8 protein-coding genes are annotated in these 13150 nt (G+C 38.8%); 4 read left to right on the top strand and 4 right to left on the bottom strand.

Annotated elements, in window-relative coordinates; translation table 11 throughout:
• Positions 1 to 17: 17 nt before the first annotated feature.
• Both L1272_RS18655 and L1272_RS18660 read left to right on the top strand, forming a co-directional pair.
• A complete protein-coding gene (locus tag L1272_RS18655) occupies positions 18 to 623 on the top strand; it encodes a biliverdin-producing heme oxygenase (RefSeq protein ID WP_235374056.1) in 606 nt (201 codons plus the stop codon).
• A 13-nt stretch (positions 624 to 636) separates the two neighbouring features.
• The gene (locus tag L1272_RS18660) at positions 637 to 1053 is read left to right on the top strand and encodes a YbaN family protein (protein ID WP_235374057.1); all 417 of its coding nucleotides are present in this window, start codon (positions 637 to 639) and stop codon (positions 1051 to 1053) included.
• A 296-nt stretch (positions 1054 to 1349) separates the two neighbouring features.
• Here L1272_RS18660 and L1272_RS18665 read toward each other — a convergent pair whose 3' ends face one another.
• The 4 genes from L1272_RS18665 to L1272_RS18680 all read right to left on the bottom strand — a co-directional run bounded on the left by L1272_RS18665 (position 1350) and on the right by L1272_RS18680 (position 10573).
• Complete coding sequence (locus L1272_RS18665) at positions 1350 to 4814, bottom strand: ATP-binding protein (RefSeq protein WP_235374058.1); 3465 nt, start codon at positions 4812 to 4814, stop codon at positions 1350 to 1352.
• 29 nt (positions 4815 to 4843) lie between these two features.
• The gene (locus L1272_RS18670; protein WP_235374059.1) at positions 4844 to 7093 is read right to left on the bottom strand and encodes an ATP-binding protein; all 2250 of its coding nucleotides are present in this window, start codon (positions 7091 to 7093) and stop codon (positions 4844 to 4846) included.
• Between the two features lie 9 nt (positions 7094 to 7102).
• A complete protein-coding gene (locus L1272_RS18675) occupies positions 7103 to 8371 on the bottom strand; it encodes an ABC transporter substrate-binding protein (protein ID WP_054553551.1) in 1269 nt (422 codons plus the stop codon).
• 87 nt (positions 8372 to 8458) lie between these two features.
• Positions 8459 to 10573, bottom strand: coding sequence for an EAL domain-containing protein (locus L1272_RS18680; protein WP_235374060.1), 2115 nt, complete (start codon positions 10571 to 10573; stop codon positions 8459 to 8461).
• A gap of 323 nt (positions 10574 to 10896) precedes the next feature.
• Here L1272_RS18680 and L1272_RS18685 point away from each other — a divergent pair, with 323 nt between their 5' ends.
• Positions 10897 to 11940 carry a flavin reductase family protein gene (locus tag L1272_RS18685; RefSeq protein WP_235374061.1) on the top strand — a complete coding sequence of 348 codons (1044 nt, stop codon included), beginning with the start codon at positions 10897 to 10899 and terminating at the stop codon, positions 11938 to 11940.
• Positions 11937 to 12998, top strand: a complete 1062-nt coding sequence (locus tag L1272_RS18690) for a fatty acid desaturase family protein (RefSeq protein WP_235374062.1) — start codon at positions 11937 to 11939, stop codon at positions 12996 to 12998. The genes L1272_RS18685 and L1272_RS18690 overlap by 4 nt, the downstream gene beginning before the upstream one ends.
• The last annotated feature ends 152 nt before the right edge of the window (positions 12999 to 13150 follow it).

The raw sequence follows: 13150 nt of genomic DNA on the forward strand, positions 1-13150 counted from the left end.
GCTACACGGAGTTAATCATGTCTTCATTGGATATGGAAACAATTAAAGAGAACACTTTAACAGCCCAGTTTAAAGCAGAAACAACTTCTATTCATGATGGTTTAGATAAAGCGATTATGACTAAAAGGCCTTTTTCAAACATTGAACGCTATGCATTGTTTTTACAAGTACAGCTAGCATTTCATATTACGGTCGCCCCTTTATATCATGATAAAAGGTTTCAAGATTGCATTGCAGGGCTTGCAGGTATGCAGCGCTTAGATGCTGTGTACGATGATTTATGCGATTTATCATTTAAACAGCAGGCCGATAAAATTCGTAAGCAATACGCTGATAAGCACACATTCTCATTTGAACAAGGCTTAGCGTGGTTGTATGTAGTTGAAGGCTCAAACCTCGGTGCAGAATATTTATTAAAAGCCGCCAAACGTATTGATTTATCAGAGACATTTGGCGCTAGACATTTAGCACCAGCCGAGCAAGGCCGCGGTGCTGCATGGCAACAGTTTTCTAATTCAATCAATAAAATAGAGCTTGATGATTTACAACGGAAAAATGCGCTTATTGCTGCTCAACAAGCATTTTCGTTTGTTCGTGAGCTAGTCGATAAAACATTTGCATAAGCCAAAAATAAAAATGAGCAGCAACAAAATAAAAAACGCACACGGAATGACTGAAGGTTCCAAAGTACTGAAAGTACTATTCTTTCTCACAGGTTTAATTTTTACAGGGCTTGGAATTATAGGTGCGATTCTACCCGTGATGCCTACGACTGTTTTTTTAATTGTTGCTGTTTATTGCTTTGGGCGCTCCTCATCGCGGTTCGAAGCCTGGCTTTTAAATCATCGCCATTACGGACCAACATTAAGAAACTGGCAACAATATGGCGCGATTTCGCGTAAAGTTAAATGTATTGCCTGTGTGGGGATGGCAATAGGCTTCATATTATTTTATCTTGGTGCGTCACCAGCGTGGCCGCTTACAACAACAGTCGCTTTGTTCATGCTATTGTCAGCTTGGTATGTCTTATCAAGGCCGGTTGCAAATGAGTAAGAAACTCACGTTAGCTGTTTAAAGTTACAGCTAATACTAATCTGCAATAATACTTAATCATTTTAAGGGATTAAACCCACTATCTGCGTTAAAAATTTCTGCTTTACGACCGCATGGATGCAGAAGGTAAAGCAATCAAGAGGCAATTGCCGAGCACAACTGAATAACGAAATTTTTGCCTTGTTATCAACGAGATTTTATTGCTTCAAAATAAACCACTTTATTAAGCGAATTGGTATAATTCGATATCGTAAAATTGTGTTTATTTTTAAATTGCTCTTTGAATGAAACATAAACTAATTTTCTTCTAACCATTGAGTGATATCAGTAATAAGCTGGGTAAGTATTTGCTCTATTTCTATAATAGTTTTCTCAAGGTTTAAATTGCCTTGGCTCGCTTTTTTTTCAACGTCAGCGAATAAACTTCTCAAGTGACTGGCACTTATTTCTCCGCACATCCCCTTTAAGGCATGTGCAACCTGACGAACTTGCTCACTATCTTTAGCATTAATTTGGCTTTGCAATTCTTTAAGCCTTAGCGGCGCTTTAGTAATGAACATCTCGCATATTTTAATTAATAAGGCTTCTTTATTTAAAAGTCTAACCAATGCTTGCTCACGATCCCAAAGAGGCTCTAAATTACTTTGTTCAGTACTAAGCGAATTTCTCTCGTAATTCGATAAAGACCACTTAACAACTTTTGACTGAACTTCGTGAGCTTGGATAGGTTTACTAACATAATCACTCATTCCAACTGCAATACACTTTTCCTTCTCACCAGCCATAGCACTTGCCGTCATTGCTATGATGGGAATTTGTGCATAGTATTGACCAGCCTCTGCGGCTCGGATTTTTTCACACACTTCATAACCATTGAGAACCGGCATTTGGCAGTCCATTAAAATACAATGAATAACTTCGTTACTCGCTTTAGAATTTAATAAAATTTCCAGCGCTTCTTGACCATTTTGAGCAGTAATAACCTCTATAGGCAATCCATCTAAGGCGCCAAGTGCAACTTCAATATTTATATCATTGTCATCCACAATTAATATTCGGCAGCCTTTAAGTTGGGTTAAAACATCTGCTGTTATGTCATTTTCTGTCGCTCTGTTTTCACTCAGCAAATAAAGTGGCTCATTTTCTGATACTTCAAAACCTGCAACTCTCAATAAATTAGTTTGTGTAATTGGTTTATTAAGGGATGTAACTTTTGTAACGAGCGCCTTTGGAAGGGGGTTAGTTGGTAGATGCAGTAAAATTATACGGCCTTGTTCTAATGTATTAGCGAGGCTATTTACCAGTGATTGAGGGTTTATCGCTTGAATACTTTCATAATCAATAAAAACATAATCAACATTGCTTGTATGTTCATCAGCAAGTGTGTTTATGTCGCTAACTTTAACATCAGCCCCATATACTTTTAGTAACTTTTGCATCACATCATGGCATTGCGAGTTGTTACTAATCAATAAAATACGTTTATGATTATAATAGTCTGAAACATCTGGTTTAGGGGCTTGGCTACTCCCAACTTTAATGTAAAAGCTAAATGCGCTCCCTTCATTAATTGCAGAATTAACTGCAATATCACCATTCATTATATTACACAGCTGTTTGCATATTGATAAACCAAGCCCTGTTCCGCCATAGTTGTCGGCTATAGAACTATTAGCTTGTTGAAATGCATCAAATAAATGACGTTGAGTATTTAACTCTATTCCTATCCCCGTATCTTGCACGGTAATTTTTAAGGTATGCTCCGTATTAGAAACCTGCTCAGATGATGCCGTTACTTTGATAAAGCCTTGCTCTGTAAACTTAATCGCATTACTAATCAAATTATTAATGATCTGAGTAAGCCTAAGTGGATCAGTCTTAACTTCGTAACAAGCCAGCCCGCTCGTATCTAAATAAACATCAAGACCTTTATCAAAAGCCCTCACAGAGCATGACTCGACTAAACTTTCGATCAGTAATTGAGGTTTGATTTTTTGAATGTTTAAATCGAGTTTACCCGACTCAATTTTAGATAAATCTAAAATATCATTTATTAATAGCCTTAAATTTGAAGCACTTAACTCCATCATATCTACAAGCTTACGGGCATTATCGGGCAATGTTTGACGTTTTAAAATATTCAACGTGCCAATCACTCCATTTAATGGCGTGCGTAGTTCATGACTGATATTAGATATAAATGCGCTTTTGATATCGCTGTGCTTTATTGCTTCATCTTTAGCTTCAGCAAGTGCTTGAGTTCTTTGCCTTACTTTTGCCTCAAGCTCCGAATTTAAACGTTTAACTTTATTCGCAGCTTCTTGTTCTTTGCTAATATCTCTAATAATCAATGCAACCCCGATTAAAACGCGCTGATCCGAAAAAACAGGGCTTACCGAAATGGCGAAATAATTCACCACACCGTTTTCAGAAATACTGCATTCATCTTTGATTTGTGTTTTTGAGTTTTGAATATCCGCAATGTAATCAGGAATAGGTAATCGGGCTAAAAAATCAATATCTTTACTCGCTTTTCCTATCGACATCGAACTTGCCAACATTAATAGGTTTTCAGCTGTTTTATTTAAACTTGTCAATTTACCTTCTAGATTTAAACCAACAATGGCATCTATCGACCCTTCAACGATAGCAGACGCTTCTCTTCTAGCCTCTGCTAGTAACTGGCTCCGGTTTGCGTTTCGGTAAAACGTTAACAGTAATACCCCCGTAAAAAGAATTATCAAAATTAATAAGCTATAGGTCATGACCCGCTTTTCATTTATTACTTTATCAACGTATTGCTTAGCCACTAAAAGATTAAAATTGATAAAGCCATAGCTTTTACCTGGTCTTGTTTGTACTTTTTCTGAATGAACATAAAACTGCTGAGTTGTTGGTGAAGTTGCAGTGACTAAATATAGCCCTTGGTGCTGAACAGGCTGATCGTACACTGACTGCCATGTAATAGACGGATCTAAGTCTCTCGTGAATTGATACCCTTCATAAGGGTGATAAATAAAATCTCCCTCTGAACTGCTGATCACTAACTGAGAATAATCAAAAATAGTTTCTTTTAGCTTCTGTATTAATGGGGTGGCATTTACATTCATGATTAAAAAAGCAAAACGCTTTCCTTTATCACTGTATATGGGTATAGAAAAACGCAACATGGGTTTGTAAGGAAACACTACCTCGCCAAACTCTTTGTTTAGCGACATAGGCGACATGTATATTTGGTTCACTTCTAATAATGAACTTGGCAAAAAATAAGGTTCTGCACTTTTCGCTTGTAAAGAATAGTCAGGTACAGCTTCTACTGAAGCGCCAACACGTTGCACACGAATTAACTCTTTTCCTTCTGCGCTCACAGCTATTATGCGCAGCTGTTCAACCGCAAGATTGTTCTCCATAAAGCCTATAAAAATGGTTTCAAGCCGCTCCTTCCATTGCTGATAGGTTGTACCATCGTAGGGGTCAATTCCATCATTAAAATGAGCCCGAGGTAGGCCAGCTATAGGGGGCGTTGAATATAAAAATCGTAAATCAGATTTCGACTGCAATATCGAAGATGTGAGTATTTTCTTTAAACGCTGGTTTGTTTCTGTAAACTCTTGATCAATTGAGTTTAACGCATCCCGTTTAACATGCCCCTCGAAAAAGTAGACAGCGATGGCAGCAAAAACGCTAAAAATTAATGAAACAAATAACAAAAACGTTTTAGATGACATTGTGCTTTTATTATCTATATTGAGACTGTTCACATTGCTTCCTTGTTAGTTTATTGGTGATGCTAAGAGCACCACTTAACCAAAACACGTTTTAAGTTTTCGAACTTAATTGGCTTGCCAATAAAGTCGTTCATACCCGCTTCAAAGCATCGCTGTTTGTCTGCTGCAAGCACATTTGCGGTTAATGCCACTATGGGTGTGTGCTTATAGGCAGGTAGTTTTCTAATTTTCAATGTTGCCTCAGGGCCACCCAATACCGGCATTTGCATATCCATAAAAATAATATCAAACGCCCCTATTTCACACTGTGCTATGGCCTGTTCCCCATCATCAGCTAAACTGATCGACTTTATATTAAACTCAGCCAGCATAGACTCGATTACCACTTGGTTAATATCATTGTCTTCAACCACCAGTGCAGTTACATGGGAAAAATCAACGGACTTTTCACTACTCTCTTCAAGAAGGCTTTCACTAATAGCAGGGGTTATGAATGTTCGGGTAACATTAAGCTCAAAATAAAACATAGAGCCTTTATCTGGTTCACTTTCTACTTTTAATGACGAATTCATCAAATGTAACAACTTGCTTGAGATAGTCAGGCCAAGCCCAGTGCCACCGAAGCGACGAGTAATAGAAGCATCTGCTTGAGAGAAAGCGTCAAACAAAGAATCTAGCTGTTCATTGGCAATACCAATACCCGTGTCAGATACACTAAAAGTTACTTTAAACTCATCATTCACTACTTCTTCAATAATGACGTTGAGTAACACGCTACCACGATGAGTGAACTTAATTGCATTGCCTAATAAATTAATGAGTACTTGTTTGAGCCGAGTTTCATCACCTAAAAATATAAAGTCGGTGAGCTCTGGCGTTGTCGTAATAAATAACTCAATACCTTTATTTTCAGCTTGTTGCGAAAATAAATGCGTTAACTCGTTCAACAAGGAGCTTAATTCAATTGGACCTGACTCAAGCTCTACTTTAGCAGCCTCAATTTTACTCAAATCTAAAATATCGTTAATAATAACCAGTAAACTTGCACCTGATGATTTAATGATATTGAGCATCTTTGCTTGCTCTGCCGATAATGGTGTGCGACTTAGCTGCCGAGCCATACCTAAAACACCATTCATAGGAGTTCTGATCTCATGACTCATATTTGCTAAGAATTCAGATTTTACTTTCGCTGTACGCTCAGCTGATTGCTTTGCATCTGCAAGGTCTTTACTTAAAACCCTGAATCGTTCTGCTGCATTCGCTAAAACACCAATTTCATCTTTGCGATTTAAATCATAAATTTTGGCCGAAAGGTCACCACTCAAAAAGTATTTAAAACTAACGGTAAGGCGCTTAATTGCATGCGAAATTTGCAAATGAAACGCAATTGCAAAAGCCACAATATAAATAACAACACCGATCGCAAGGAGCTTTAAAATACGCTCAGAATTTGAAACTGTTTTTTCAGCCTCCGATTTAATTTGTTTTAATCTCGATAAAGAAAGCTCTCTTAGCTGGTTTGATAAGGTACTAAATTCAATAGCATCACCTGCCATAACCACATTGACTAAACTTAAGTAATGACGGTTAGCTTGAATACTTTTAGAGAATTGCTGCTGATAATTAGCAGTAAACTGGGACATTTTATCGAGTGTTATCGCAGGACCTTGAAGCACTTGTAGTTTTTGATTAAGCAAGCCCAGTGTAGTATTCACTTTAGCCCTTTTTGAATAGTCTTTCTTCGATAAAAATTGATACGCATCGTGATGCATTGAATGCCATAGGTTAGTGAGCTCTGCGATACTTAATTTATCTTCTGTATTGATGCTATTTGATTTCAAAGTTTCAAGTTCTGCTATCGCATTGGTGTATATACTTGGTAACACCTGATAGATTAAATGCGCCCTGACCTCATAGCGTTTTGTAAGTACTGCTAGGTTCTCATCGTATCGACTCAAAAGCTCAGACATCGAATCTAAGTAAACCTGACTGTTTGCTTCATTTTGATTAAAATTTATATTACCTAAACGTTTTTTTATACTTTGAAAGTTATCTTCTATTTTATTAAAAACAGACTTACTCCCTGAGTTGCCGTACACAGAAATATCACGCTGCATCTCTACAATGTCTTTATTTATTCTTAAGATACTCACCGCATAATTACTGATACGGCTAATCTCTATAAATGCCGTTTCTATGGTTTTTAATCGCTTATCCATTACAAAAAAACTAGCACTCAATGCTAATAATAATAGCAGCAGCGCCAGCGACATCTTTGCAGCAATTGATTTAGAAAAGATGTTAAGCAATCTAAGCCCTTATGAATTTAACAATTCAAACCATTTATCTAAGCTGTAATCGTAATTAGGCATCACAGTATTCCATACTGCGATATTTGAAAATCGCTGAATATAGCTACCACCATCACGCTTTTGACCCGCTTTTACAGATACCTTTTCATCGGTACCGCGTAAATCTACAACGGCTTCTTTACCCTCATACCAATAACTCCACTCCGGCTTTGACATTAAGGGCTGGCTTCGCTCTGGGTTTGAAATGTAGTACCCTTGCCTTGCGATAAAAGCTCCTGGATAACCAGATAACCACCAATTCATATAATCGTATGCTGCATCTTTTACATGCCCTTGTGTATTGGCTGATAAGCACATAACACCATGCCAAGCTCGGTAGCCTTCTTTTGGAGATGCATAAACCACGGGAATGCCTGCTCCACGACACGCACTCACCCCTGGCGAGAACATACTTTGGATGTTTACTCGTTTTGTTTTCATAAAGTCCACCGATTGTGGAACCGATGTCCAAAAGCCAGAAAAATGCCCTTGTCGTTTTTTTTCTAATAAAATAGCAAAAAGTTGATCAATTTCGGCAATACTCATATCGCCCATGTCATTAAAGGTCATTAGTCCCTGACCCTGCGCAGCAAGGGCCGCATCAAAGATACCTATTGTAGGGGCGTTTACTAGCGCAACTTTTCCTTTGTGTTTTTCATCAAGTAACCAAGCCCATGATTCAGTTTGATAAGGGATCCCTTGCTCTATCACTTGGGTGTTGTATCCGAATGAGTCAACATTATGAACATAAGGCATAAAGCTAATTGCTTTGCTCGGAGTTTGCGATAGCGTACCGTCGTCTTGAACATAAAGCAGTTTATTAGGAGAGTCGCCCGCGCCAAGCTTAGCTTCAGGGACTATTTTTCCGGTTTTTGTTAATGGGTTTATTTCATCCCAATAAACAAGCCTATCTATATCGATAGGTTGAATTGCCCCCGCTTGCCATAAAATATTAATTGAGTCTGACCATTGTTCGTACAAATCAAATGAACTTGGATTTGCTGCTGCTTTTTGTAAAACGGCGGCGCTTCCCATTGGCGTAAACTCTAGGTTAATGCCTAATTCACGCATTGCCCTGCTTCTGAGTTCTTCTTGCAATGTAACATGTGTGCCAAGCACCCTTAATGTGACTTTATTTTTAGCAAAAACATAAGGTGCTTTAAATGCAAGAGTAGAGACGGCCGCGCCAGCTCCTAAACCTTTAAGAAAACGCCGACGGTCAACTGAGTTAGTCATTTGAAGTTCCAACGAATTTATAGTTTTTAAAGTGTAGAATAAATTTCAAAAATTGATTCAAAAGACATAAAAAAGATAAACTTAAGCTCAAACATACTGGTCGTTATTGTGCAACGAGTGTAAAAGCAATTGCGTTAGGCTTTCATAATTCATTGGCTTACCAAGCAAATAGCCTTGCCCTGTGGCACAGCCCAACTCATCTAGTTTGTTTTTTTGCTCAGCCGTTTCTATTCCTTCAGCAACAATTTGAAGATGAAGAGAGTGCGCAAGTTCAATAATCGTTGAAACAATATCAAGCGCTTGCGAATCAGTTAGCATATCACGTACAAATGACTGATCTATCTTCAATACATTTAAAGGAAACAGCCTTAGATACGACAAGCTAGAATACCCTGTACCAAAATCATCAAGGGCAATACTTACTTTCATATTGGCAATTAATTTAAGTTGGTTGACCGCATACTCATAGTTTTCAATTAGCGCTGACTCTGTCACTTCTAACTCTAAATATTTACTCGGTAGCTGAGTTTTCTCTAAAATCATCGCGACTGTGTCTACAAGTTTTGAGTCGGTAAACTGTTTAGCGGAAATATTTACGGCCACTTTTGTCGGCACACCTGCATCTAACCAGCGTTTTGCACTAATACAGCTTTTTTCTAAAACTTGCTCGCCTAACCTAAAAATTAAGCCCGTTTCTTCAGCATACTCAATAAAATTCAGTGGTGATATAAACCCGCCCTCATCATCACTTAAACGAACTAAACTTTCTACGCCAACCATTTCGCCACTACGTAAATCGTATTTAGGTTGATAGTGCACATCAAGGGCGTTATTTTCGAGGGCTTTTCTTAACTTATTACCTACATCAAGGCGTTTATTCATTTCAACCTGTAAGTCTGTGCTGAAATAGCAATAACTATTTGCCGCTTCGTTCTTTGCCTTATACATAGCGGAGTCTGCATGGCGAAGCATTTCTTCAACACAATTAGCATCATCAGGGTAAACACTTATGCCTAAGCTTGCAGAAAGAATATGTTGTTCGCCACCAGAGCGAAATGGCTTACTAATTACATTAAGCACTTGATTTATCAAAGGCTCTAGACTCAAAGAATGTGACTCATGAGGGACAACAAGCGCAAATTCATCCCCCCCGACACGTGCAACTGTAATATCGTTACAAGCAAAGCAATCTAAAGAGTGGCCAATATGAGCAATAATTTCGTCTCCAATATGATGGCCTAACGCATCATTTATAAACTTAAATTTGTCCAAATCGAGCAGTAATAAACTTAGCTTAGTGTCATTAAAAGAGGCTCTGGCAATACCTTGAGTTAATCTATCATGCAGTAATACGCGGTTTGGTAGTGAGGTTAGTTGATCATGATGAGACAAGTACGTCATTTGAACCGACATAGCGAGCGTTTCACTAACATCTTGAAAAACCATAACAGCACCGCATTGTTGTTTTTTTTCATTTAAAATTGGTGCTGCGCTATCTTCAACTCGGTGTTCAACCCCTTGTTTACTCGTTAGTTGCGTGTTTATTGCCATCGCCACAGGGCGGTTTTCCTTTAGAGCAACAGTAAGTGGATTTATTGAAGGTGTTTTTGTTGTGGAGTCAGCTAATTTCATCACCTCTTCAATATGACGACCCTTTGCAGCAGTTTGAGACCAGCCCGTAAGCCTTTGCGCTACAGGGTTCATATAAGTAATTTGGGCATGTTGATCCGTTGAAATAACGCCGTCTGCTATCGAATCAATTGTGATACGTAAATGCTCTTTTTCAGCAAATAAAGCAGCTTGGGTATTTTGTAAAATGTTCTCTTGCGCTTTAACTTTAACGTGATTTTCTATTCGCAATCGACATAACTTTAAGTTCAGAGGTTTAGAAATAAAATCAATTGCGCCTAAAGATAATGCTGATTCTTCAATTTGTGGATCACCATGTGAAGTAATAACAATAATTCGTAGCTGTTCAAACTCTGGAGTGAATTGAAGTTCTTGTAAAATATCAAAGCCACTAATTTTTGGCATTTCTAAATCAAGTAACAAAACATCAGGTTTTGCTTTATGGATTAACTCCAGTGCTTGGGTACTGTCGTTTAAGGTGATTATGTTACCAACATCTTCTAGTGCGTGTTCAAGTTGTAAAGTGTTAATCTCTTCATCATCAATGATAAGAATAGTGCAATTATCGACCATCTTTTTCCCTCTACTACGTATTTGTACCTGATTAAACATAGTTCGAAAATCAAAAAAGCGGCAACACTTTTTCATTAGAAAAATTAAAATTAAATCCATTTTCATTAACTGCTTTAACTTTCTAAGCCAAAGCCAATTCCTTTTAACTAGCTAAAAGAGCGCTTTGCTTGGCCTTACTCTAAATAGTCTTGCTTCGATGCCGCTTTTAAAAACCTTGGTCAACTGCTTTTTAGAATAATTACTCAAATTAGACTTGCAATTATCACATTTCAGCTTACACTTGTGCGCCAAGTTGGCGTACACCTGTAAGCTAAAGGCGAAAAATGAGAGCGTTATTAAATTCATTATCAAAACATTTATTGCATCATCAGTCATGGAATGGGTATTGGGAGAGTGTGGTTCAGTGCTTTAAACCAGGCTGGCGCGAAGGCTACTTCCGTGCACAAGTAAAACATGTACAGGTGTTTGCTGAACAAAGCATTGAGCTGATTATTGAGCCAGAAAAAGCATGGCCAGTTCATCAAGCAGGCCAGCACATTGCGTTAACAATCCAAACAAATGGACGATTGCTAACGCGTGTGTTTACCATCGCAAGCGAACCACAATTGGCAAGGCAGCAGCGACAAATTCGTTTATTGATCCGCAGCCAAGAAATCGGCGCATTTACATCAAAGCTAACAAATTTGAGGCCAGGGCAATGGCTTAATATTTCTGAGGCTAAAGGCCAGTTTGTTATGCCAAATACCGCGCGTTCTTTAATCATGCTTGCCGGTGGCTCAGGCATTACGCCATTTATAGCCATGCTTAAATCTTTACCTGCAGATAGCAAACACACTATTACCCTGCTTTATTATGCAAAGCCAAACAGCCACTGGCTTAAAGATGAGCTTGATCAACTAAAGCAATCACTGAGCAATTTTGATTATCACTTACTTGAGCGCAACAAAGATGGCGATGCGACGACATGGCTGACAACAAACGCGCATAAACACTGGTTAGTCTGTGGCCCAGCTGCTTTGTATAAGCAAGCAGCCGCTTTAGCTAAGCAATTAAATACGCCAATCGACAGTGAGCATTTCAGTGCAGTCCCTGCTGCTGTAGTAACCTCTGATAAGCACGATTTAACACTCACTCATCAGGGCAAAACATTCACGATTGATAACCAACAAACCTTACTGACCCACTTACAAGCGAATAAGCAACCTGTGACAGTTGGCTGTGGTATGGGGATTTGCCATCAATGCCAATGCGTCAAAAAGCAAGGCATCGTGCGTGATATTCGCACCGGTGAGCTCTCTGATAGCTCAGAGCAGTTAATTCAACTTTGTATATCGCAACCAGTCAGTGACGTGGAGTTATCAGCATGAACACAACAAAAACAGTCAATTATGAAAAATTAGCCGCTCAACTCGATAGCGTTAAAGCAGATGTAAAATCAAAACTCGGTGAACAAGACGCGAAATACATTCGCCGCGTTATTGTTTGCCAGCGAGTGTTTGAATGGAGTGGCCGAATTCTATTAATGCTAGGCTTTATTCAGCCTGTTTTATGGCTCGTGGGTGTGCTTAGTTTAGCCACTGCAAAAATCCTCGATAACATGGAAATTGGCCACAATGTGATGCATGGCCAATACGATTGGATGAATGATAAATACATAAATTCAAAGTCTTACGAGTGGGATATAGCGTGCGATGGAGCTAGTTGGAACCGTGTTCACAACTACGAGCACCACACCTATACCAATATTATTGGTAAAGATCGCGACTTCGGTTATGGATTACTACGCTTATCGAATGACTTTCGTTGGCGGATAAAAAACCTGTGGCAATTTGTCACTTACCTATTGCTCAGTGTGCTGTTTCAATGGGGGGTGTCGTACCATGAAATGGCTGCCGAGCGAGTATTTTTTGGCAAGAAAAAAGATGACCGCGATTACAAAGTACCGCACGGTGAACTGAAAAAGCGCTTTTTTAGTAAAGGGGCACGCCAACTATTGAAAGACTATCTGCTCTTTCCAATGCTTGCTGGGCCTTTATTTTTGTGGGTTTTAACAGGCAACCTAGCGGCTAATTTATTACGTAACCTCTGGACCTCAACCATTATCTTTTGTGGGCACTTTACCGGTGAAGTTGAAACATTTAACCAACAAGACTGCGAAAATGAATCACAAGGCCAGTGGTATTACCGCCAAGCGTTAGGCTCATCAAATATCAAAGGGGGTAACCTGTTTCATGTAATGACTGGGCACTTGAGCTATCAAATAGAACATCACTTATTCCCAGATTTACCCGCAAAACGCTACCGCGAAATTGCCCCTAAGGTGCAAGCTATCTTTAAAGAGCACGGCATCCACTACAATACCGGCGGCTTCTTTCGCCAGTACTTTTCTGTCGTAAAACGAATTGTGCGCTACTCTTTTCCGTAATTGATAAACGCCAGTGCATAGCGCTTAATGCTGATCAGTTAAGAATATTTTTATGATCACTTGACTGATCTTTTCATAGCTTCAAAATCCGATATTAGAAATAATATCGGATTTTTTATGTCTCTAATTCAGCACTTCGATGATATGTCCTC

Origin of the sequence: Pseudoalteromonas sp. PAST1, assembly GCF_021532515.1 — a bacterium.
In the GTDB taxonomy this organism is placed as follows: domain Bacteria; phylum Pseudomonadota; class Gammaproteobacteria; order Enterobacterales; family Alteromonadaceae; genus Pseudoalteromonas; species Pseudoalteromonas simplex.

Excerpts from the sequence above, each read along its gene's own strand:
- L1272_RS18655 (WP_235374056.1), top strand. The coding sequence starts at position 18 with ATGTCTTCATTGGATATGGAAACAATTAAAGAGAACACTTTAACAGCC.
- L1272_RS18660 (WP_235374057.1), top strand. The coding sequence starts at position 637 with ATGAGCAGCAACAAAATAAAAAACGCACACGGAATGACTGAAGGTTCC.
- L1272_RS18675 (WP_054553551.1), bottom strand. The coding sequence starts at position 8,371 with ATGACTAACTCAGTTGACCGTCGGCGTTTTCTTAAAGGTTTAGGAGCT.
- L1272_RS18680 (WP_235374060.1), bottom strand. The coding sequence starts at position 10,573 with ATGGTCGATAATTGCACTATTCTTATCATTGATGATGAAGAGATTAAC.
- L1272_RS18685 (WP_235374061.1), top strand. The coding sequence starts at position 10,897 with ATGAGAGCGTTATTAAATTCATTATCAAAACATTTATTGCATCATCAG.
- L1272_RS18690 (WP_235374062.1), top strand. The coding sequence starts at position 11,937 with ATGAACACAACAAAAACAGTCAATTATGAAAAATTAGCCGCTCAACTC.